This window comes from Paenibacillus sp. MB22_1, from assembly GCF_047200555.1.
GTDB lineage: Bacteria > Bacillota > Bacilli > Paenibacillales > Paenibacillaceae > Fontibacillus > Fontibacillus phoenicis.
Genome location: NZ_JBLADV010000001.1, coordinates 162,945 through 184,637, shown reverse-complemented (window position 1 = coordinate 184,637; position 21,693 = coordinate 162,945). Strand labels below are relative to the sequence as shown.

Below are 21,693 nucleotides of genomic sequence, written 5' to 3'. Positions count from 1 at the left end.
TTCATTACTTTCTTTTACGCATCATATCAAAGTAGGATACCGGGTGGTCCACCTTCATTTTAATCCGTTGCAACGGATGGCGGGCGGCATCCAGTTCATTGCCTTCTTCGTCGTAGATGGTCCCGACCTTCTGCTTAAAGAACGTCCCGTTTGGACCAAAGAATTCGACTTCTTGTCCCGGTTTGAAATGGTTCCGCTGCTGGATCGTGGCCATGCCCGTCGCTTCGTCATACGCCATCACCAGTCCGGCAAAATCGTAAGGCGCTGCCTTCTCTTCCGGCTCATAAATATGATCCTCATGATCCGGTGTATCGTAGAAGAACCCGGTATTCAGCGGCCGGTTCGCCGCTTTGTTGATTTCTTCGATCCACTCCGGCTTCAAGACGTAATTGTCCGGATCGGCCATATATGCATCAATCGCTTGGCGATAGACATTCACCACGGTCGCGACATAGTGGATGGACTTCATCCGTCCTTCAATTTTGAAACTGTCGACCCCGACGTCAATGAGATCAGGAATATGCTCAATCATGCACAAGTCCTTCGATCCCATCGTGAAGGCATGATCGTTCTCCTCGAACATCGGCAGCTGAGTTACGCCCAGACGGAATTTTTCCAATACTCGGTTATCCCGGGCTTCTTCCTCAGAAATCCATTCGCCATCCGCACGGGCGTCCGTGAACAGGTCGTATTTCCAACGGCAGGATTGGCAGCAACCCCCACGGTTGGAGTCACGGTCGGTAAAATGGTTGGACAACACGCAGCGTCCCGAGTACGAGGAGCACATCGCGCCATGAATAAACGCCTCGATCTCGATGTCGACATGACGTTTAATTTCCTCGATTTCCTCAAGGCTGGTCTCCCGTCCCAGTACGACCCGCGGCAAGCCTTGGTCTTTCCAGAATTGTACCGCTTGCCAGTTCACCGTCGATTGCTGAGTACTCAGGTGAACCTCCAGTTCGGGGACGACCCGCTTCGCGGTCTCTATGATCACCGGGTCGGCGACGATAATGGCAGCGATGCCTACCTCGTATAAATTACGCAAATACTCCTCGATGCCCTCCAGATCCTCATTATGGGCATAAATATTCGTGGCGACAAACACCTTGGCGCCGTACTTCTTGGCAAATTCCACGCCTTCCCGCATTTCTTCAAAGCTGAAATTATCTGCATTGGAACGAAGGCCGTATTGTTGTCCCCCGATATACACGGCATCGGCGCCGTAATGGACAGCGAATTTCAGCTTCTCAAGATTGCCTGCCGGGGCAAGCAGCTCGGGTTTCGCCAGCCGATAACGTTTTCCCGTATATTTCGGGATATGCTTCTCCGCAGTTTGCATCTTCGTTCACCTCTCATCATTTTTTGGGTTTTTAAATTTAAAATATAGGTCAAAAAAGTCGGCTTTTCAGCACCCAACTTCCTCTTAATAGACCTGTTCCTTATAAAAGAAGCCGAAGGTCAGCTCCCGCTCCGGATCTTGAATCTCGCGAATGGCCTCAAGCCAGTTCTCATCGAGCTCATAGCCGTCCGGATCGCGGAAATAAGCTTCGATGGCTTGGCGATACGAAGCAATGACCACTTCGTTATAGGATGCCGGCTTCAGCAGCGTCTCGATTTTGAAGCTGTCCACGCCAGCCGCCATCAGCAGGTGCAAATCCTCCAAGATACAAATATCGTCCGAACTCATAATATGCGTTCCGTTGATATCCTCGAAGATCGGGAACTTCTCGTCCGGCCGTTCGGCCTCGATCAGGAACAGCCCACGGCTCATCCCCAGGTTGCTGTCCGGATCAACCGGCCGCCCTTGAGACACCATGTAGCTGTGCACCAAGCGCCGCTTCGAGTGATAAATATTGGTCATTCCATGCACCTGAACCTCTGCTTCGATGTTCAGCTTCGGAGGCATTGCAGTGATCTCGTCCATATTCAGCTCACGAGCGAGCACAACTCGGGAAGCTCCCTTCGTGCCCCAGTAATTGGCCGTGGCATAGTTGGTGGAGGTCATCTCCGCGTTCCAATGCAGCTTCAGCTGAGGCGCAACCGTGCGCACCGTTTGAAGCACGGCCGGGTCACCGAATTCAACGGCGTCTACGCCGCACTCCGCCAACTGCTTCACATATTCGGGCAAACCCTCCAGCATGTCATTGGTCATCAGGTTGTTCAGGCTAACATAAATTTTAGCTCCGTACTGGCGCGCTACCTGAACCGCTTCAGCGATGTCTTGGGGCGTCATATCGCCAGGGAGACGCATTCCGTAGCGGGCTTCGCCAACCAGCGCCGCGTCAGCCCCTGCCGCAAAGTAGCGCTTCAGTTCTTCCAGCGAACCGGCAGGAACTAACAATTCCGGTTTTTTACTCATGTTGATACTACCACCTTTAAAAGGTTGTTCAAAACGTTATCTACATTTTGAACTTCCACCTTATTCATTGATTGGCCATCGCCTTGCTTGTTTCGATGTTCTTTAAGTGCTCCTTGTAAGTCTTGGCGAACAGGTGCTCCCCGCTGCCGTCTTTTTTCGTCACATAAAATAGATAGTCCGAGGATTTCGGCTCAAGCGCCGCTTCGATCGATTTGAGGCTAGGCGCAGCGATCGGCCCCGGAGGCAGCCCTTCATACAAATAGGTATTGTAGGGGCTGTCCACGCTTCGTAAATCCGAATTGAGCAAGCGCTCCTTGGGTTTATCCAGCACATACTGCACCGTGGCGTCAATTTCCAGCTTCATGCCGTCCTTTAGCCGATTATAGATGACTCCGGCCACCAATGGCCGTTCAGCATCAACAACCACTTCTCGCTCTACCAGCGAAGCTATCGTCATCAGCTCACTTAACGTAAGGCCGCGAGCCTGCAGCTTTTGTTCAAAATCGGGGATTTTACCGAGCCGGGTACGGGTTTCCTGCAGCATCCGAGCGATGATGTCCTGCTCGTTGCTGCCTTTTTTCAGCTCATAGGTTTCCGGGAACAAATACCCTTCCAACCGGTACGTCAACCGCTCGTCCGTCGGGATTTGCGATAACAGCTCATCGTGAAGACCCGCTGCATCCTTCGCCAGCTGCAAGAACGCGGCTTGATCAACCAAGCCTTCCTCCGCCAGCTTGTCAGCCATTTGTTTGACCGTGAAGCCCTCGGGAATCGTAAACCGGATCATCTCGGCCTTAACCACGTCGCCGCTGTTCAGCTTGGCGATGATCTCGTCATACGTCATGCCCGGCTGCATCTCATAGACCCCGGCCTGAAACCGGCTGCCTTCCGACTTCCATTTTAAATACGAAACGAACAAAAAGGAATTTTTAATTAGTCCCTGGTTTTCCAGCAACTTTGCGATGTCGGCCGTTCCCGTTCCCGGTTCGATCGTAATCTTGACTGGCTGTTCCTTCGCTTCAACCGGGAGCATGCTTGTGTACACATAAAATCCGGCCGCCCCTGCTCCGATGATCACGATCAGCAGCAGAACAGCCAGCCATTTCAGCGCTTTCCTCAAACCGCCTTCCCCCTTAACAGCCAAAAAGAGCGGAAATCTCCCGCTCTTCCCGGACTGATCTATCGTGCTCTTGCAATGCCTTCCCGTTACTCCGGAAAGGTCAATTCATCGTACAGCTCGGATACGTTCTCCCATTCCTCGTCGTCATCAATCGTGACCAGTTCCAGCTTATCGCCGCTCGTCACGATCTTGAAAATCTCCGGCTCTTCATCCTTGGACGCGTCCTCCGGCAATAATACCGCGTAGGCCGCTCCGGCGACGTCAAACTCCTCAACGACTTGATAATAGGAGACATTGCCGGATTCGTCTTCAAGTTCCACGACTGGGCCAAATGTGTCGCGAACCCGCGACGTCATTACTGCTTGGTCTGCTGTAAATTCAGTCATTGCCATCTTCTCCATCAAACTCGTCGATAAGCGTATTAAAGGTCTCCTCAACGATTTCCCATTCTTCGTCGCTTTCGATCGTGTACAGCTTCAGGTCATCGCCGTCTTCCTCGTAACGGAACGCGTATACCTCTTCGCTCTCTTCATCTTCATTCCCATCGGAATCCAAAGGAACGACCATCATATACTTGGCGTCCGAACCGTCGACTTCGAATTTCATAATCACTTCGAACTCTTCTTCATTGCCCTCTTCATCGGGGATATAAATAATTTCCGGTTCTTCTTCATTTCCGATACGATCTTTAGACATACGCGATCACCCTCACTTTATACTCTTAGAGTCCAAATAATTTTGCAAAATCAAGCTGGCGGCCATCTTGTCGACGACACCTTTGCGTTTCTTCCGGCTGACATCCGCATCCAGCAGCGTACGCTGCGCAGAAACGGTGGTCAGCCGTTCATCCCAGAGATGCACGGGCAGATTCAGCTTAGCCCGCAGATCCTCGGCAAACGCCATGCATATTTCTCCACGGGGACCAATCGTACCGTTCATATTCTTGGGCAAACCCACAACGATCTCTTCCACCTCGTGCTGCTTCACAAGCTCGGCGATGCGCTCAAATTCGCTGCCTTCCTTGCGGCGCTCGATGGTTTCGAGCCCTTGGGCGGTCCAACCCAAGCTGTCGCTCACAGCCACTCCGATCCGCCGGTCCCCGTAGTCTAGGCCCATGATTTTCATGTATTGCTCCTTTAAATGCGGATCCACCGCTTATCCGTTCTTGAGAAGGTTCGCTGCCATCAACGGTGATTCGCCATGTAAAAGCGCACCAGCTCTTCGATCAGCTCGTCGCGTTCCTTCTTGCGAACCAAACTTCTCGCATTGTTATGACGCGGTATATAGGCCGGATCCCCCGATAACAGATATCCGACGATCTGGTTTACCGGATTATACTCCTTCTCCTGCAAAGCCTGGTAAACCGTAAGAAGAATCTCCTGCGCCGACGCTTCTAGTTCATCGCCCTTGACGTTAAATTTGACGGTTTTATCCATGGAGTCCATGATGACACCTCGCTTCTTCGACATACGCCTTTATGATCGCAGCTGTTTTCCTCTTAGCCTAATCATACTATACCATATCATGGGTTCCATAAGGAAATTTTCAGTGATATGCCCCGTCAAATTTCACCACCTTCTCAGGCTTGGGAAGCAATCCACTCCGCTGCTACTTTTAATGCTTCGTCCAGCTTGCTGGCATCCTTGCCTCCGGCCTGAGCCATATCCGGACGGCCGCCGCCTCCGCCGCCGCATACCGCCGCAATTTCCTTGACGAGCTTGCCGGCATGCAATCCGCGAGCCACTTCTTCCTTCGGAACAACGACGACAAAATTTACTTTGTCTTCGTTTGGCGCGCCCAACACCAGCACGGCATCCGGCAATTTCACCTTCAGCTCGTCAGCCAGCGTGCGCAGCGCATCCATACTGCCGGCTTGCACGCGTGCAGCCAAAAGCTTGGTTTGGCCAACGCTCACCACTTGGCTCGTCAATTCGCCGGCTTCGATGACGCTCAGCTTGCTTTGCAGCGATTCGTTCTCACGGCTCAATTCCTTAAGCTGCTGGAACAATCCCTCAACCCGCTTCGGCACATCGTTTACGTTGGCTTTCAACAGGCCAGCCGCTTGCTTCAGCAGGTCCAGCTGTCCATCCATAAACAGATATGCGCCGCGTCCAGTCACCGCTTCGATCCGGCGTACCCCGGAACCGATGCCGCTTTCGCTGACGATTTTGAACAGGCCGATCTCAGCCGAGTTGTTCACGTGGCAGCCGCCGCAAAGCTCCAAGCTGTAGTCGCCAACCTTGACGACGCGGACGATGTCCCCGTACTTCTCACCGAACAGCGCCATTGCCCCCATCGCTTTCGCTTCATCAATTGGCTTCAGCGAGGTCGTTACAGGCAAGGCATTCCAAATCTGTTCGTTGACGCGGCGTTCGATTTCCGCCAGTTCCTCCGGCGAGATGCTGCCGAGGTGGGAGAAGTCGAAGCGCAAGCGCTGCGGTTCAACGAGGGAGCCGGCCTGGTTCACGTGTTCGCCAAGCGTCTCCTTCAACGCTTTATGCAGCAGATGGGTTGCCGTATGGTTCTTCACCGTATGGCTGCGTTGTTCCCGATCCACGGAAGCGGTAACTTCGGCACCAACCCGCAGTTCGCCGGTCTTCACCGTGACTTGATGGACATGCTGCCCATGAGGGGCTTTAAACAAGCCTTCCACGGTTGCGCTAGCGGAGTCGCTGTGAATCGTCCCCTGGTCGCTGACCTGACCGCCGCTTTCCGCATAGAACGGCGTGGAAGCCAGAATCACTTGACCCGATTGGCCCTCACCAAGCGTATCCACGAAAGCGTCGTCGACCACAATAGCTACAATGCTGGTGGTAACTTCAAGCTCATTATATCCAACGAATTCGGTTTTAGTCGTAAAATCCGCCAAAACGCCGCCCTGCACCTTCATGCTGCCGCTTTCGTGACGGGCTGCCCGGGCGCGTTCACGTTGTTCTTCCATCGCTGCTTCAAAGCCTTCGCGATCGACGCTAAGACCATGCTCCGCTGCGAAATCCTCAGTCAAATCCAGCGGGAAGCCGTAGGTGTCGTACAGCTTAAACGCATCGTCCCCGCTGATCTGCGTGCGGCCTTGCGCTTTCGCTTCAGCACTGATATCGGCCAGAATAGCCAAGCCGTCGCTCAACGTTTCATGGAAGCGTTCCTCTTCGGTGCGGATGACTTTCTCAATAAACTCGCGTTTAATAACAACATCCGGATAATAGGTGCCCATAATGTCGCCAACCGTCTCTACCAAGCTGAACATAAACGGTTTGTCCAATCCGATCAGCTTGCCATAACGTACCGCACGGCGCAGCAGGCGGCGAATGACATAGCCGCGGCCTTCGTTCGACGGCAGGACGCCGTCAGCTACCGCAAAGGTCACCGTACGGATATGGTCGGCGATAACCTTAAGTGCGACGTCACTGTCCTCAGCAGCGCCGTAAGTTACCCCAGCCAGGCTTGCCGTTTTTTGGATAATCGGTTGGAACAGGTCGGTGTCGAAGTTGGAGTTCACGTCCTGCAAAATCGACGCAAACCGCTCGAGGCCGGCCCCGGTATCGATGTTTTTATTCGGAAGCGGCGTATAGCTGCCATCCTTGTTGTGGTTGAATTGCGAGAACACCAGATTCCACACTTCAAGGAACCGTTCATTTTCCCCGCCCGGGTAACATTCCGGATCAGATAGATCGCCGTAAGCTTCGCCGCGGTCGTAGAAAATTTCCGTACAAGGTCCGCAAGGCCCTTCACCGATATCCCAGAAGTTATCCTCCAGCTTAATGATGCGATCTGCAGGGATCCCGATTTTTTCATTCCACAGCTTAAACGCTTCTTCATCCTCAGGATATACGGTGACCGACAGGCGATCCGGATCAAAACCGATCCATTTCTTGTCCGTCAGGAATTCCCAAGCCCAAGTAATCGCTTCTTCTTTAAAATAGTCCCCGATCGAGAAATTGCCCAGCATCTCAAAAAACGTATGGTGCCGGCGCGTCTTCCCGACGTTTTCGATATCATTCGTGCGAATACATTTTTGCGAGTTGGCGAGGCGCGGATTTTCCGGCTTTATCCGCCCGTCGAAATAAGGCTTCAGCGGCGCCATCCCTGCATTAATCCACAAGAGCGAAGGATCGTTATGCGGGACGAGTGAAGCGCTGGGTTCGATTTTATGGCCTTTGCTGGCAAAGAACTCCAGCCATTTGGAACGGATTTCACTTGCTTTCATCGTCTTGACCTCCTAAATGTTCCTCTAAAAATAAAAACGCCCCTGAAAATCAGGGACGATTGCATCGCGGTACCACCCTGGTTATCGCTTCCGATGCGGCTGGACGGGTTGTCCGCCGGCGTTCTAAAGCGATCGCCTCGTCGGTCCGATAACGGGGACCTGCCGGTGAATTTGTAGCCCACACTCCGAAATTAGCTTTCCGTCCGCGCGAGATTTCAGGTTCTCTCAGCCACCGCCTCGGCCCCCCTTGCGGGACGCCGCCTGCAGCGGAACCCTTCTCTGGCAAATCCGCTTGCCGAACGTACTTGATTTCATCAACGCTTTGAAAATTTTCACATAACATTTTAAGTATATAAGGCGAGGAACGCCGTGTCAATGCAGCTTGTCCACCTTGCGTTACATCGCTTTGCGGCGAACGTAGTAGGCATAGAAATGCTGAATAACTACCTTCACCACGGCAAAAAACGGCACCGCCAAAATCAACCCGGGCACCCCCGCCAACTCCCCGCCAATGAGAAGCGCCAAAATGATCAGCATCGGGTGCATATGTAAGCTACGTCCAACCACCTGCGGGGAAATGACGTTACTTTCGATCGTTTGGCACAGCATGTTGACGAGCAGGACCAGCAGCACCATTTTCCAAGAAATCGTTGTCGCCATAACCAAGGCCGGGGCAGCCCCGAGAAATGGGCCCAGGTAAGGGATGATGTTGCACAGAGCAACCACTCCCGCCAGCAGCAGCGCAAACGGCATACCGATTAACATATAGCCGATATAGGCGAGCACACCGATAATGACGCACACCAGCAGTTGCCCCCGGACATAGTTACCCAGAGCCATATCGATTTCCTTCAGCAGCGTGATGATCGACTTGCGCCGCGAGCGCGGCAAGTACTGCAGGATCAGCCGCTCGATCAGCTCGATGTCCTTCAGCATGTAGAAGATCAGGAACGGGATAATAAACGCATTAAACACGACGCCGATCGTTGTTCCGATATTGTCCAGGAAGCCGGAGATAGCGCTTGCCAAGCGGTTTTCAAATTGATAAAACCAGTTGTTCATCCCCATGCGGATGCTCCCCGGCAAAATACCGTTGTCCCAACGATTCATCATTTGCTGGGTGTGAAGGGTAAGCTCCGGCAAATGCTCGCCCAGCTCCTCCAGCTGTTCGACGAACATCGGAATCACGTTCATGAGCACCACGCACAAGCCGGTCAGAAACACCGCATAGATCAGCAGCACGGCCATCGTCCGCGGCACCCTCCGCCCGCCAAGCATCCGAACGATCGGATTTAAGACATAAGAAATAATGATGGCGATGACAAACGGAGCGAAAACGGCCTTCAAAAATCGGTAGACGAGCGCAAACATCGGCCGCAGCTGCCACACAAAAAACAGGATCACCAGCCCCAACAACAGCCAAACGCCATATTGGAACAGCTTGCTTTGGGTGATCGGTACCAGCGGTTGCTTCTGCTCTTCCCGCTCTTCTTGCTTTTTCGGTTCCTTTTGCGCTTGCTCCTTCTGCTGCTTGTGCGCTTGCTCCTTCTGCTGCTTGTGCGCTTGCTCCTTCTGTTCATTGGGTCCCATCGATGCTACGCCCCTCCCTACTTCACAGCGAATTACTCGTATAGATCAGTATTTGTCTGGGAAGGTAAATTTATGAGAGGGGGCGGCGAAGAGGCGGGGATGTGGGGTACGAGAGCTTGAAAAGAGTTGAAGTTTAGTTTCTCCAGAATCATTTCCCCCTCTGGCCTTTGGTGCTCTTCTTCATCGCTCCCACCAATCCCCGGTTCTTCGCCGCCGGGGGGTGTAGCTGTGGCCCGGCAATCTGCAAGGCATGATTGTCCGGGCATGTAAGTAAGGATTGCGTGGAGCCGCTTGCTCGTAACGGACCTGAGAGACGCTATTAGGTCATTTCCCGTCCATTTCCCGATGTAACGGACCCAGTGGCCCTTAATCAGCTCGAAATGCAGCTAACAGGGGCAACTCCAGTTGAATAAGGTCTTCTCAGTCCGTTAGATTCCCGACTACCGGATCCAGAAGCGAATAAGGTCTCCTGGGTCCGTTAGACCCCCCACGGACATCCACAACCAAAAAGCCCGGATACATCTGGTGTTACCGATGCATCCGGGCTGCTGAAGCGAGCCGGAGAAGAGCTTCAAGCCTCTCATCTCATCCGTGACAAACGGCGGACAAGAGCGGCCCGAGGTCGTTATTCACATGCCCTGAATAAGCTCTTCCCCTGCTTGCCACCGCTTAGCGGCTCTTCAACTCCTCATAATGCGCCAGCACCGCTTGATGGATCGGGTGCTCGGCGTCGAGGCCGGTGTATTTGGCCAAGGTCTGCGAAGCGCCAACTTCTCGCAGCGACGCCTGCAGCTCCGCGGCTTCCGGGTCGTCCGGAACATCGAAACAGAGCGCCATCGCCATCGTCAGCGCCAGGTAGCCGTATCCAAACTCCCGTTCATACGCCTGCGTTGCCGGGGAGACCAGCCGATCGCCGGCGGACAGCTTGCGGATCGGTGAACGGCCGACCCGCGAAACCTCGTCCGTCAGCGCCGGATTGGCGAAGCGCTCCAGAATCGTATCGATATACGCCTGATGCTCGGCTGGCGAAAATCCATGTTTCGCCACAAGCACCGCCCCGGTCTCCGAGAGGACGGCGCGCACATGCTGGGCGACTTTTTGATCATTCATCGCTTCCTGAATCGTGGCATGGCCCTGCAGATATCCCATATAAGCGGCCGAGCAATGGCCGGTATTTACGGTAAACAGCTTGCGTTCGATATAAGGCTCCAACCGGTCAACATAGTGAACGCCTTCGACCCGATGGAAGCCGTCAAACATTTGCGATTGGTCAACCGCCCATTCATAAAAAGGTTCCACCACAACCTGCAGCGGGTCCTCATGCTGTTGCAACGGAACGATCCGGTCGACCGCCGCATCGGGAAACGCTACATGACGGTCCGCCCACTGCCGTGTGGCTTCATCCAACTGGGCATAGACATGCTCCTTGAGCTGGGAGCTGCCGCCGATCGCGTTCTCGCAGGCAATGATATGCAGCGGGGAAGCCGCAGCTTCGTTTTTCCGCAACACCAGCCCTTGGGCGATCGTACCGGCGATATGCTTCAGGATGGTCACACCAACCGCCGTCGTGACCAAATCGGCCTCAGCAATCGCCTGGGCAGCAGCAGCGGGATCACTCATACTGTTAATCGCCGTCACGCCTTTTACGATGACCGTCTCCTGCTGATCGCTCGCCAGGGTAACAGGGTATTCCTTACGCCGTGCCAACTCCGAAACGAGCTTCTCGTTCACATCGACAAAGCATACTTCGTAACCGGAACGGGACAACAGCAAACCGATAAATCCTCTGCCGATATTGCCTGCACCAAAATGGACCGCCTTCATCCTTCCATGCCCCCTTCAAGGATCTCCGCAATTTCTTCTTCCGTTGTGGCATTCATAATTCGTTCCAAATTGGATTCGTCCGTGAACACCATAGCGACATTGGTCAGTACTTCCATGTGATCCCCGCCGGCCGCGGCGATGCCAATCACGATAAAGGCCGGCTCATCCCCGCCGAAATCAACGCCTTCAGGGAAGCGGACAACTGACAGTCCGGTCGAGAAAATCATGCCTTTGGCTTCTTTCGTCCCGTGCGGGATCGCCAAACCTCCGCCCATATAGGTGGAGACGATCTCTTCACGCTCGATCATTTTGTCCACGTATTCTTCCGTCACATGACCCGCGTCAACCAGCAGCTTTCCGGCGAGGCGGATCGCTTCATATTTATCGCTCGCTTTTCCATTTAATATAATTTTCTCTTTAGACAATAATTTCATGATTGTTCTCTCCCTTTCCACGTTATCCTATCTTCTCTTTTGTTTACAAATTCTCAAAATAAACCAACAGCTCGGTCGCCAAAAAATTTCGGATCTCCTGACGTTCTCCGGTTTCCAGCAGCTCCACCAGCTCCGGCTTCAGCAGCAAGGCGCTGATTTCGCTCAGCACTTCCAAGCTCTCGCGCGACAGCTCCCGCGGCGCGAGCATAAATAGCAGCGCACTAACTTCTGTTCCCCCGTCCAACACCACGGGTTCTTCCAGCCGGAACAACGCCAGCGAACGGTAATTCACGAACCGGGTTCGTGTATGGAACAGCGCCAGCGAAGTCCCCGGAATCACCTGACTGGCCATTTTCTCCCGTTCCAGCAAACGGTCGGTTACAGCCTGCACATCGGATACAGTGTGCTTCGTCTGCCACTCCTCCGGCCCAAAGCTTGCGGAACCGGACGGCGGGACGAATAACCGGTTCATTTCCTCCAGCGCCACCGTAACTGTCTCCCGCAGTGAAAATCCCCTGTTATTTAGCACACGCACGTCGAATTGCTCCAGCAGGCTGACAACCTCGTTCAGAGACACCGACAGCGACCGTACCTTGTCAAAAGCCCTTGTTTTTGTGGATTCCGGCTCAGGTGTCATCTTCCGCGATTTTAATACCGTACGCTGGACGTACTCGAGCAGCCGCTCGGTGTCCTCGTCCGTTAACAACGGACTTAGCTTCACGTAACGATCCTCTGGAAGAGGCAAATCAATCGTCGAGATGATTAAGTCGTAATCGGATTCGGGAAGCCGCTTCGCCTCGTACCACGAGACATTGCCCAGCACTTCGATTTGCGGCATTTCTTTGGCAAGCCGCGTGGCCAGCAGCTTGGAGGAGCTTAGCCCGCTCGAGCAGACCAGAATCGCCCGTACGCTGAGGCCAAGCTGGTTCAGACGCTCCATGGAGGCTCCGAAATGCATCACCAGGAAGCCGATCTCTTCGTCCGGGATTTCTAAGCCGGCCACACTTTCGTTCATCGCCTCACGTACGATGCCAAACAATTCATCGTAGTCTTTACGAATGGCGCCCAACAACGGGTTGCGGATGCGGGAGCCTTCGCGGATGCGTTTGAAAGCCGGGCCCATATGCTCTAGCAGACCGCTTCGGAGCAGTCGATCCTCCTGGAAAGGAATTCCGGTACGCTTAACGACGTTCTCGGTCAGCCGATACACCGTATCGACCAGCTCCATATCCGCTTGGACGAGCTCGGGTGAAGCTTCTTTGGCCCGGCTGAACAAGCCGTTCATATAAGCGATTTCCTCCGGCGGGAATGTCAGCTCGAGCTTCTCAGCCAAACGAGAAGCGAATCGGGCCGTTTCTGCCTCATCCTGCTCTCCGCCCCCGACGGGAGGTAGCTTGCGGTTCTTGCCTGCGCAACTAACCAGCCTTCCTGCCTTGATCCGATTCACTGAAACGGAGAGACGAATGAGCAGCTGCGTGTAGGCATTTTCGGACAAATGCTCCGTCCAGCTCCAATTCATCGCCCATAGCGTGTTTTCTACCGTCATCAGGTTATCCGTCCCAACGACCTCGAGCAGTCTGGCCGTGGCGGAGGAGACTTGGTTTTCCGGCGAGCCTCCAATCAAGTCGGAGTAATCCAAATGCTCAGCCGCCAGTTGGCATAACGCCGCGCGTTTCTGCTGTTCCTCGCCAAGCAACTCGACGCCGTAGCCGCGGCGGCGAACCAGTTCCAGCCCAAAGCGGCTGAACCAGGGCTCCACCTCGTCCAAATCGCTGCTGATGGTCGCTACCGTCACCTTTAGGCCATGGGCCAGCGTAAATAGCTTACACGGCTCCTGCTCCTCAAGCAAACGGCAGATCAGTAAGAGATGCCGCTCCTCGACGGAATAGTCGCTGGGCTTATCGACCAGCAGCAATCGTTTGGCCTCTTGCAGCTTCTCGCCCTCCTCGCTGCCTTCGGCATTGCTCCAGACAGAGATTCCGGTACCGGATTTACGGTGCAGGACTAAGCCGAAATAGGCTAATATTTTTTCAATCTCGTCCAGTTCCCGGTGAACCGTTCTGACGCTGACGTTGATCTCCGCTGCGATTTCCGCAGCGGTCATCCCGTGCTTGCGTCCGAGGAGGAGAACGAGGATTTGCTTTTGTCGTGCGGTCATTTTCCGCATATCAAGTCTCTCCTAATATAGACGCAAAACACCGGCGAAAATCGCCAGTGTTCTGCCCCCGCATCGTAACTGGCGTTGCTTAGCCTTTCAAACGCTCAACCAGTTCATCGTATTTGGGACTCTTCAGGAAATTATCAATGGAGATATGCTCGGCGTCCGGTTTGTTGGCGATCGCGCGATCCGTCAGCGTTTTTTGCGTAATGACGATGTCGGCGTCGCTTGGAATTTCGCTGACTGCCGAGTTCACGACCGTCACCTTCACGCCGGCGTCCTGCATTTTCTTCCTCAGAACGGATGCACCCATCGCACTGGAACCCATACCAGCGTCGCAAGCGAACACGATTTTGTTCACCGTTTGTTTCTTCACGCCGCCTGCAGCAGCAGGGGCTGCCGCCGTGTTCTTCGTACCTGCAGCTTTCATTTCTTTCACTTTCGCCGAAGCTTCTTCCAAGTCCATTTCTTCATCCGTTTGTTTACCCGTTTTGAGCAGCAGCGACGCAACAAGGAACGAAACGACTGCCGCAACAATGACCCCGCTTAACATTGGGACGTATCCGCCTTTTGGCGTCATCAGGAAGTAAGCAAAAATACTACCCGGAGAAGGAGAACCTACAAGACCTGCACCGGTCAATTGGAACGTAAACGTACCGGCAACGCCGCCAGCCATTGCAGCCAGCACCAGAATCGGTTTCATCAAAATGTACGGGAAGTAAATCTCGTGAATCCCGCCCAGGAAGTGAATCACAACCGCGCCTGGAGCCGATTGTTTCGCCATGCCGCGACCGAAGATCCAGTAAGCCAGCAGGATCCCCAGACCTGGGCCTGGGTTCGATTCGAGCATAAACAGCATCGATTTGCCAACCCGAAGTGCTTCTTCCGCAGCGATTGGCGTAATTACGCCGTGGTTGATTGCATTGTTCAGGAACAATACTTTCCCCGGTTCAATAATAAGGTTGACCAGAGGCAGCAATTTCGCGTCCACCAGGAAGTCAACGCCCGAAGACAACGCTTTGCTGATCGCGGTTACAACCGGTCCAATGCCGGAGTATGATCCCAATGCCATGAGACCGCCCAGAATCCCGATCGAGAAGTTGTTCACCAGCATTTCAAAGCCGGATTTAATTTTTCCCTCGACCAATTTGTCGAACTGCTTAATGACCCAAGCGGACAATGGACCAACGATCATCGCGCCGAGAAACATCGGGATGTCGCTGCCGATGATAACCCCCATCGTCACAATGGCTGCCGTTACCGCACCCCGTTTCCCGTGAACCATTTGCCCACCGGTGTAGCCGATGAGGAGCGGCAGCAAATATTTGATCATTGGATCGACCAGTTTGCCGAGATACTCGTTCGGAATCCATCCGGTCGGGATGAATAATGCGGTAATGAGCCCCCATGCGATAAACGCGCCGATATTCGGCATCACCATACCGCTGAGCGCACGACCGAACTGCTGAACCTTTACCCGGGCTCCGCCGGTTCCTGCAGACGGCTGTTTGGTTTGTGCTATAGCCATAAAGAGTAACCCCCTTATAAAGATGCACGGATCATCAACAGTCTTGCTTGTTAGCTTACCGTGTTTCTACCCTCATCCTAATTCAAAGCGCTTTCTAACTCAATCAAATCAAAACACGGTTTCGTCATGATTATTGTTGTCAACATTTGAAGAGTGATTCCTGCCTAAACAAAAAAAAGCCGCCCCCTTCGATATAAAAAAGGGGACAGCTTGTGCATCTTCACAGCATAGCAGCAATATATTGTTACGAGGAAGCGTACATTTGCGGGAAGTCCTGCACCATTTCCTCGCCGAAGAACAGATCATCCAGAGAGCTGAGCGTTCCATCTTCTTCTACTTGATATACGGACATTTTATCGCCGTTTACCGTCAATTCGATAAAGCAACCCCAGCAGTAGAACTGGTGGGAGCCGATCTTCCCAATATCCTTGGAATTGCAATTTGGACATTTTATCATAGAACCATCACCTATCCATCCACAAAAAATTCACGGCTTTTCAAGCAGCTGTTCGCTGCCCAGGGGCACCATGATCGCGTTTTCCCCTCGGGTCATTTCCGGCATAAATGGCAGCAGCTTGCGCCCTTCCATCAGATCGGTGAAAAACCCGTCGCTAATTTCAATTCCAGTAATTGTATTTCCCAATTCGTGTTCAAAATAAACATCCGTTACATGGCCTAGACGTATTCCGTCTTCAGTCAGGACAGGCAGTTCTTTTAATTTTCCATTTCCCGTTAAGAAGGTATTCTGTATATTCTCGGCTTCCCACTTGCGGACAGCCTGTTGATTGCAGATCATCACGGCATCTTCACCGTAAGCCACGATATCCTCCCATCGCACGGCCTTGACGCTGGAATTCCAAAACAATCGATTCTCCAGTTGGATGCCGACGATCGACCAATTGTGGTCCAGGAGGAGGTCAACGACTTTCCCGACCTTCTTGCCACGCTCCACATCATAGACGGTCAGACCGATCATTTCTTGCATTCTCATGTTGAAATGGACACTCCCTGTTTGGGCATCTCATACTAATACCGAAAAAACTAACCTCCCCTCCGCAAAAGCCGATTTGAGCCCAAAAATATGCCCATTATTTTTTTCTACGGAGACGTTCCAGGATGGTTCCAATTTTTTCGGTGATTTCGTAAATTTCTTCCCTAGTATTACCCATTCCGACGCTAAATCGAATCGCAGAACGCAAAAAACTTTCCGGAAGATGCATCGCTTCCAGCACATGGGACGGCTCCAGAGACCCCGAGGTGCATGCGGAGCCGCTGGAGGCAGCGATGCCCTCCATATCCAAATTCATCAGCATCGTCTCCGAATCCACCTCTGGGAAGCTGATGTTGATGATATGCGGCAGCCGATTCGTCGGATGGCCGTTGACATGGAAAGCCTCCCGGGCGATCCGCTGTTCCAGTGCGGACAGCAGCTCCCGGATCAGCTGCTCATCGTGAGCGACGCGCGTCTCCCGCTCCGCCGCAGCCAATTCCACGGCCTTGGCAAAGCCGGCGATGCCGGCCATATTTTCCGTGCCAGCGCGGCGCTTGCGCTCCTGCAGCCCGCCGTGTTGAATCGGCTCCAGCACCAGATCCTTACGTACATACAAAGCCCCGACGCCTTGGGGACCGTTGATTTTATGCGAAGAGAAGCTCATCAAGTCGACCGGCAAATCCCGGCAGGAGATCGACAACGCGCCCAACGCCTGCACGGCATCCACATGAAAAACGATCCCCCGCTCCCTCGCGATCGCGCCGATTTCAGCAATCGGCTGAATCGTTCCCACCTCGTTATTGCCATACATCACGCTGATCAAGATCGTATCGGGCCGGATGGCCTCCCGCACTTGCTCCGGATGCACCTGTCCATAACGATCCACAGGCAAATAGGTCACCTCAAACCCGTCCTTCTCCAAGCGCTCGCAGGAGTGAAGTACCGCATGATGCTCGATCGAGGTCGTAATGATATGGCGTCCTTCCGCTTTCCGGGCGTACGCCGTGCCAAACAACGCCAAGTTATCGCTCTCCGTTCCGCCGCCCGTAAACACCAGCTCATCCGGACGGCAGCCGATGTGCTTAGCAACTGTATCTCGCGCCCCGTTCACCAAGCGTTTGGCCTCTCGACCGTAATAATGAACGCTGGAGGCGTTGCCAAATTGCTCTCGCATCACCTGCAGCATCGTTTCCGCAACCTCCGGATGGATCGGCGTGGAAGCGGCATGATCTATGTAAATGTGCTTCATGGCTCTCACCTTGTCCCAGAACTTTTTTGATAAAACGTAAATGACCGCCCCGGAGTCGGGACGGTTACCGAATTGTTCGTTGATTGTATCTTATCTCATTGTTGATGGCAAGTCGGTTTACAAATTAAATGTAGAACATGTAATTTTCTTTGGTTCCTTGTTCCTCGAAGTTCACCAGATTCTCCAGCGTTGTCGAATCCAGCACTTCAGCGATGCTGTCGCGGATACGCAGCCACAAATCGCGTTTGGCCGGATCGTCTTCCTCGGTGAAATCCACCGGAGAAATCGGCCCTTCCAATACGCGAATGATGTCTCCCGCCGTAATTTCACTAGCTTCTTTGGATAGAATATAACCACCGTAAGCACCGCGTACGCTCTTCACCAGACCTGCGTTACGCAGCGGCGCGATTAATTGCTCCAGATAATGCTCGGATAATTGGTTTTTCTCGGCGATGCTTTTCAGAGAAGTTGGCCCTTCGCCGTATTTAGCGGCCAGCTCCATCATAATCGTCAATCCGTAGCGTCCTTTTGTCGAAATCTTCAAAGAAGGCACCTCTTTCAATTTTCAAATAAACTTTATATAATTGATCCTTGATCCTTAAAAGAACAGTATCAGGCCATTCGCCGCGTTCTTCTGCGACATACGCGCCCAAATCCGGGGATTCCTCCCTATTCCTATCTTTACCCTGTGCTTATCGTAACATATCATATGTGTTTTGGGAAATAAAGCGACAATTGTGGTAAAATAAACGACGAGCGACTCGCCGCTCAAAGGAGTGATCTTGATGGCTAAGCCTAACAGCGAAACCCGCGTCGTCGTCGGCATGTCTGGCGGCGTCGATTCCTCGGTGACGGCACTTCTGCTGAAGCAGCAGGGCTATGACGTCATCGGCATATTTATGAAGAACTGGGACGATACCGACGAGTTCGGTTACTGCACCGCGGAAGCGGATGCTGAAGACGTTCGCCGCGTCTGCGAGCAGATCGATATCCCTTACTATACCGTGAACTTCGAGAAGCAATATTACGATAAAGTATTTGCCTACTTCCTCGAAGAATATAAGCGGGGCCGGACTCCTAACCCGGATGTGATGTGTAACCGGGAGATCAAGTTTGGCGAATTTTTGAACAAAGCGCTGGACCTCGGCGCAGATTACGTAGCGACCGGGCACTATGCCCGGGTCGTGGAAGAGAACGGGACGTTCAAGCTGCTGCGCGGCGTGGACAGCAATAAGGATCAAACGTATTTCCTCAACGCCCTGAATCAGGACCAATTGTCTAAAGCGATGTTCCCGATCGGCCACCTGCCGAAGCCGGAGGTACGGCGGATCGCCGAAGAAGCCGGCCTCTATACCGCGAAGAAGAAGGACAGCACCGGCGTCTGCTTTATCGGCGAACGGAATTTCAAAGAGTTTCTGAGCAACTACTTGCCTGCCCAATCCGGCGATATGATCGACATCGTCACCGGTGAGGTTAAGGGCCGTCACGATGGCCTGATGTACTATACGCTGGGTCAACGTCAAGGCTTGGGTATCGGCGGCTCCGGTACCGGCGAACCTTGGTTCGTGGCTGATAAGGATCTGGAGCGCAACATTTTGTATGTTGTGCAAGGTGACAAGCACCCAAGCTTGTACTCGACGTCGCTGATTGCTTCCGGCGTTAACTGGATCGCTGGCGCAGACAAAATGCCGGAGGGGCCGTACAAGTGCACGGCGAAATTCCGGTATCGTCAGCCCGATCAAGGTGTGACGCTGACGAAGCAACCAGACGGCACGGTGCATGTCGCATTTGATGAACCGCAAAAGGCGATCACCCCAGGCCAAGCGGTCGTGTTCTACCAAGGCGAAGAATGCCTCGGCGGCGGCACGATCGAAGCCCCGGTGAAGCTGCGGACCGAGATTTCGGCTGTACAAGCCTAACAATAAAGAGGAGCCCCGCGTCGGTGAATGACGTGGGGCTCCCTTTTTTTATGCATAACCGGGCTATTGCGACTTGGCTTGCGATCCTCTTGCCTTCCCTCGCCTCGCACTTTCCCTTCTACCTTCCGCTTCTGCGCCGCAGCTCCTGGTTATGCTTGATCTTCGCCTCATTCCCTTGCTCCGTGGCATGGTAGAACGTCCGACCGGACAATCGCTTGGGCAGGTACTCCTGCTGTACGTAATGCCCGGGATAATCATGCGGATATTTGTAGCCTTCATGCCCGAGCTTTGCCGCTCCCTTGTAATGAGTGTCGCGCAAATGAAGCGGCACTTCGGCGGATTTGACCTCTTCAATCGCTGCCATGGCGTTCCCGATCGCTTCTACGACCGCGTTGGATTTTGGACTTTCGACCGCAAACAGGATCGCCTGGACAATGTTCAGCCGCGCTTCTGGCCAGCCATTGTTACGGTAAGCCTCCAAGGCGCTGACCGCCTGCACCATCGCCTGCGGGTTGGCCAGGCCAATATCCTCGCTGCTGGCGGCGATCAGCCGGCGGATAAACGTCATCGGATCCATCCCCAGCTTCTCTACGGCGTACAGGAACCAAAACACCGCCGCATCGCTGGAGCCGCGAATCGATTTATGAAACGCCGACAGCACGTCGTATTGCGTGGACTCGTCCGCTTTGACGAGCGGCCGGCGGATCGATTCCTCCGCCACTTCGAGCGTGATGTGCACCGTCCCGTCCGGTTGCGGGGGCGTAGTCATCGCCGCCAGCTCCAGGGCATTCAGCGCGCGCCGAATGTCGCCGTTCGCCATCGCAGCGATGTGCAGCAGCGCCTCTTCGTCAACCTGTAGCGGCATAAAGCCAAGCCCCTTCTCTTGGTCGGCCAAAGCCCGCCGCATCGCGATCAGCGAGTGCTCCTTCGTCAGCGGCTCCAGCTGGAACAGCGTGGAACGGCTCATAAGAGCGCCGTTAACGTAGTGGAACGGATTTTCCGTCGTCGCACCGATGAAGATGATCGTACCTTTTTCCACCGCCGGCAGTAAAGCATCTTGTCTGGAGCTGTTAAATCGATGGACCTCGTCCAGGAACAGAATCGTTTTCGTGCCGTAAAAAGCTTTGTCGTTCTGCGCTTTTTCAATTACCTCGCGCACATCCTTCACCGACGCATCCACCGCGTTTAGCCGGACGAACTCCGCCTTCGTATGATGGGAGATAATGTGGGCGAGTGTCGTTTTGCCGCAGCCGGGAGGGCCGTACAGTAAAATCGAGGAGACCTGGTCCGCTTCAATCGCCCGCCGTAACAGCTTGCCCGGGCCGACGATATGCTCTTGTCCGATATATTCATCCAGCGAGGTCGGCCGCATCCGGTCGGCCAGCAACCGCCCCGCCGGGCTTTGCTCTTGATTGAAAGAAAACAAATCCACCTTCAAAGTCACTTCCTTGATCGTTAGCATGATAAACAGGATACATGGAATGATACCAAATTTATTCTAGCATACCTTACGTAAAAAACACTTATAGTTGTTCTTTCGCTTTTCCTGCGGCAGAAAATATGAGTTAATATAGATGTCGGGCCGACGAATCACGGGAAAGGGGGCTGATCGAAGTGATTTCAGTGAGTGAGGTGGCTGTCGCGTAAGCGGCACCACAATAAAACGGGGGGCTGGGAACAGCCTCCCTTATTTATGTTTGACGATACCTGTGTTAAGATAGATCCAGTTAAAACCAAATTTTGTCTTTATTTAAAGTCAAAAGTCGTTTGCTCTACACCGAGAAGGTTGGATGAAGCGGCTACCAATACTAAATTGAAAGGGGGAAGCGAGCATGTTGACTTATATCGTAACAGCAATCAAGGACGGAGCACGAAATAAGGAGGTACATGATCGTGAATTACAAAAATGGAAAGGATGTTCTTCCCCCTAGGCTGCTGAAGGAGCTCCAAACTTATATTCAGGGCGAGCTGCTATACATTCCCAAGCCGGAACGGTCAAGGGCGTTATGGGGAGAACTGAGCGGTTCCCGCCTCACCATCGCCAAGCGAAACGAAGAGATTTTTCGCTTGTACCGCGCCGGGAGCAAGGTACGGGATTTAGCCGAAAGATTTCACCTCTCCGATGAAAGCATCCGCAAAATCTTAACCAAAATGCGCAGCCTAAGACAACCCGCAACCGTGTCCGAGTAACGGCAACCTGGGAACATCCCATTACAAAATCACATCCATTATCATAAACCATAAGCCAAGACCGGCCGGTCTTGGCTTAATTTATATCGAATCAGGTATAATGGAGTCAGATCCTACTTACAGCCTA

At 53.3% G+C, this 21,693-nt stretch carries 20 protein-coding genes; 2 read left to right on the top strand and 18 right to left on the bottom strand.

What is annotated here, in order from left to right; genetic code table 11:
• Positions 1–4 precede the first annotated feature (4 nt).
• The 17 genes from ACL02P_RS00880 to cymR form a co-directional block, all read right to left on the bottom strand.
• Positions 5–1,339 (bottom strand): peptidase U32 family protein, encoded by a 1,335-nt coding sequence (locus ACL02P_RS00880; protein WP_412836627.1) that lies wholly within the window; start codon positions 1,337–1,339, stop codon positions 5–7.
• Positions 1,340–1,423: 84 nt separating this feature from the next.
• A complete protein-coding gene (locus ACL02P_RS00875) occupies positions 1,424–2,359 on the bottom strand; it encodes a peptidase U32 family protein (protein ID WP_412836626.1) in 936 nt (311 codons plus the stop codon).
• A gap of 64 nt (positions 2,360–2,423) precedes the next feature.
• A complete protein-coding gene (gene mltG, locus ACL02P_RS00870) occupies positions 2,424–3,479 on the bottom strand; it encodes an endolytic transglycosylase MltG (protein ID WP_036644815.1) in 1,056 nt (351 codons plus the stop codon).
• 86 nt (positions 3,480–3,565) lie between these two features.
• Positions 3,566–3,865 (bottom strand): DUF1292 domain-containing protein, encoded by a 300-nt coding sequence (locus ACL02P_RS00865; protein ID WP_036644712.1) that lies wholly within the window; start codon positions 3,863–3,865, stop codon positions 3,566–3,568.
• Positions 3,858–4,175, bottom strand: coding sequence for a DUF1292 domain-containing protein (locus ACL02P_RS00860; RefSeq protein ID WP_009224380.1), 318 nt, complete (start codon positions 4,173–4,175; stop codon positions 3,858–3,860). The genes ACL02P_RS00865 and ACL02P_RS00860 overlap by 8 nt, the downstream gene beginning before the upstream one ends.
• Before the next feature lie 12 nt (positions 4,176–4,187).
• Complete coding sequence (ruvX, locus tag ACL02P_RS00855; protein WP_009224381.1) at positions 4,188–4,604, bottom strand: Holliday junction resolvase RuvX; 417 nt, start codon at positions 4,602–4,604, stop codon at positions 4,188–4,190.
• A 59-nt stretch (positions 4,605–4,663) separates the two neighbouring features.
• Complete coding sequence (locus ACL02P_RS00850) at positions 4,664–4,924, bottom strand: IreB family regulatory phosphoprotein (protein WP_016311191.1); 261 nt, start codon at positions 4,922–4,924, stop codon at positions 4,664–4,666.
• A gap of 134 nt (positions 4,925–5,058) precedes the next feature.
• The gene (gene alaS, locus ACL02P_RS00845) at positions 5,059–7,683 is read right to left on the bottom strand and encodes an alanine--tRNA ligase (RefSeq protein ID WP_412836625.1); all 2,625 of its coding nucleotides are present in this window, start codon (positions 7,681–7,683) and stop codon (positions 5,059–5,061) included.
• 396 nt (positions 7,684–8,079) lie between these two features.
• Positions 8,080–9,273, bottom strand: coding sequence for an AI-2E family transporter (locus ACL02P_RS00840; RefSeq protein WP_412836624.1), 1,194 nt, complete (start codon positions 9,271–9,273; stop codon positions 8,080–8,082).
• Positions 9,274–9,942: 669 nt separating this feature from the next.
• Positions 9,943–11,097 (bottom strand): mannitol-1-phosphate 5-dehydrogenase, encoded by a 1,155-nt coding sequence (locus tag ACL02P_RS00835; RefSeq protein ID WP_260070224.1) that lies wholly within the window; start codon positions 11,095–11,097, stop codon positions 9,943–9,945.
• Positions 11,094–11,531, bottom strand: coding sequence for a PTS sugar transporter subunit IIA (locus tag ACL02P_RS00830; RefSeq protein ID WP_009224387.1), 438 nt, complete (start codon positions 11,529–11,531; stop codon positions 11,094–11,096). The genes ACL02P_RS00835 and ACL02P_RS00830 overlap by 4 nt, the downstream gene beginning before the upstream one ends.
• Before the next feature lie 43 nt (positions 11,532–11,574).
• Positions 11,575–13,698, bottom strand: coding sequence for a BglG family transcription antiterminator (locus ACL02P_RS00825; protein ID WP_009224388.1), 2,124 nt, complete (start codon positions 13,696–13,698; stop codon positions 11,575–11,577).
• Between the two features lie 79 nt (positions 13,699–13,777).
• Positions 13,778–15,217 (bottom strand): PTS mannitol transporter subunit IICB, encoded by a 1,440-nt coding sequence (locus ACL02P_RS00820; RefSeq protein WP_009224389.1) that lies wholly within the window; start codon positions 15,215–15,217, stop codon positions 13,778–13,780.
• Between the two features lie 244 nt (positions 15,218–15,461).
• Positions 15,462–15,671 carry a hypothetical protein gene (locus ACL02P_RS00815; protein ID WP_412837296.1) on the bottom strand — a complete coding sequence of 70 codons (210 nt, stop codon included), beginning with the start codon at positions 15,669–15,671 and terminating at the stop codon, positions 15,462–15,464.
• Between the two features lie 33 nt (positions 15,672–15,704).
• Complete coding sequence (locus ACL02P_RS00810) at positions 15,705–16,208, bottom strand: PRC-barrel domain-containing protein (RefSeq protein WP_009224391.1); 504 nt, start codon at positions 16,206–16,208, stop codon at positions 15,705–15,707.
• A gap of 97 nt (positions 16,209–16,305) precedes the next feature.
• On the bottom strand, positions 16,306–17,457 hold the full coding sequence (locus ACL02P_RS00805) for a cysteine desulfurase family protein (protein WP_412836623.1): 1,152 nt from the start codon (positions 17,455–17,457) through the stop codon (positions 16,306–16,308).
• Between the two features lie 124 nt (positions 17,458–17,581).
• Entirely contained in the window at positions 17,582–18,001 is a 420-nt protein-coding gene (cymR, locus tag ACL02P_RS00800; protein ID WP_016311180.1) for a cysteine metabolism transcriptional regulator CymR, read from the bottom strand.
• Between the two features lie 241 nt (positions 18,002–18,242).
• Between cymR and mnmA the strand changes: the two genes are divergently transcribed.
• Positions 18,243–19,376 carry a tRNA 2-thiouridine(34) synthase MnmA gene (gene mnmA / locus ACL02P_RS00795; protein WP_036624271.1) on the top strand — a complete coding sequence of 378 codons (1,134 nt, stop codon included), beginning with the start codon at positions 18,243–18,245 and terminating at the stop codon, positions 19,374–19,376.
• Between the two features lie 118 nt (positions 19,377–19,494).
• Here mnmA and ACL02P_RS00790 read toward each other — a convergent pair whose 3' ends face one another.
• Positions 19,495–20,808, bottom strand: a complete 1,314-nt coding sequence (locus ACL02P_RS00790; protein WP_036644720.1) for a replication-associated recombination protein A — start codon at positions 20,806–20,808, stop codon at positions 19,495–19,497.
• Positions 20,809–21,263: 455 nt separating this feature from the next.
• Between ACL02P_RS00790 and ACL02P_RS00785 the strand changes: the two genes are divergently transcribed.
• Positions 21,264–21,566, top strand: coding sequence for a CD3324 family protein (locus tag ACL02P_RS00785; RefSeq protein WP_009224396.1), 303 nt, complete (start codon positions 21,264–21,266; stop codon positions 21,564–21,566).
• The last annotated feature ends 127 nt before the right edge of the window (positions 21,567–21,693 follow it).

Excerpts from the sequence above, each read along its gene's own strand:
- ACL02P_RS00880 (WP_412836627.1), bottom strand. The coding sequence starts at position 1,339 with ATGCAAACTGCGGAGAAGCATATCCCGAAATATACGGGAAAACGTTAT.
- ACL02P_RS00875 (WP_412836626.1), bottom strand. The coding sequence starts at position 2,359 with ATGAGTAAAAAACCGGAATTGTTAGTTCCTGCCGGTTCGCTGGAAGAA.
- ACL02P_RS00865 (WP_036644712.1), bottom strand. The coding sequence starts at position 3,865 with ATGACTGAATTTACAGCAGACCAAGCAGTAATGACGTCGCGGGTTCGC.
- ACL02P_RS00860 (WP_009224380.1), bottom strand. The coding sequence starts at position 4,175 with ATGTCTAAAGATCGTATCGGAAATGAAGAAGAACCGGAAATTATTTAT.
- ruvX (WP_009224381.1), bottom strand. The coding sequence starts at position 4,604 with ATGAAAATCATGGGCCTAGACTACGGGGACCGGCGGATCGGAGTGGCT.
- ACL02P_RS00850 (WP_016311191.1), bottom strand. The coding sequence starts at position 4,924 with ATGGACTCCATGGATAAAACCGTCAAATTTAACGTCAAGGGCGATGAA.
- alaS (WP_412836625.1), bottom strand. The coding sequence starts at position 7,683 with ATGAAAGCAAGTGAAATCCGTTCCAAATGGCTGGAGTTCTTTGCCAGC.
- ACL02P_RS00840 (WP_412836624.1), bottom strand. The coding sequence starts at position 9,273 with ATGGGACCCAATGAACAGAAGGAGCAAGCGCACAAGCAGCAGAAGGAG.
- ACL02P_RS00835 (WP_260070224.1), bottom strand. The coding sequence starts at position 11,097 with ATGAAGGCGGTCCATTTTGGTGCAGGCAATATCGGCAGAGGATTTATC.
- ACL02P_RS00830 (WP_009224387.1), bottom strand. The coding sequence starts at position 11,531 with ATGAAATTATTGTCTAAAGAGAAAATTATATTAAATGGAAAAGCGAGC.
- ACL02P_RS00825 (WP_009224388.1), bottom strand. The coding sequence starts at position 13,698 with ATGCGGAAAATGACCGCACGACAAAAGCAAATCCTCGTTCTCCTCCTC.
- ACL02P_RS00820 (WP_009224389.1), bottom strand. The coding sequence starts at position 15,217 with ATGGCTATAGCACAAACCAAACAGCCGTCTGCAGGAACCGGCGGAGCC.
- ACL02P_RS00810 (WP_009224391.1), bottom strand. The coding sequence starts at position 16,208 with ATGAGAATGCAAGAAATGATCGGTCTGACCGTCTATGATGTGGAGCGT.
- ACL02P_RS00805 (WP_412836623.1), bottom strand. The coding sequence starts at position 17,457 with ATGAAGCACATTTACATAGATCATGCCGCTTCCACGCCGATCCATCCG.
- mnmA (WP_036624271.1), top strand. The coding sequence starts at position 18,243 with ATGGCTAAGCCTAACAGCGAAACCCGCGTCGTCGTCGGCATGTCTGGC.
- ACL02P_RS00785 (WP_009224396.1), top strand. The coding sequence starts at position 21,264 with ATGATCGTGAATTACAAAAATGGAAAGGATGTTCTTCCCCCTAGGCTG.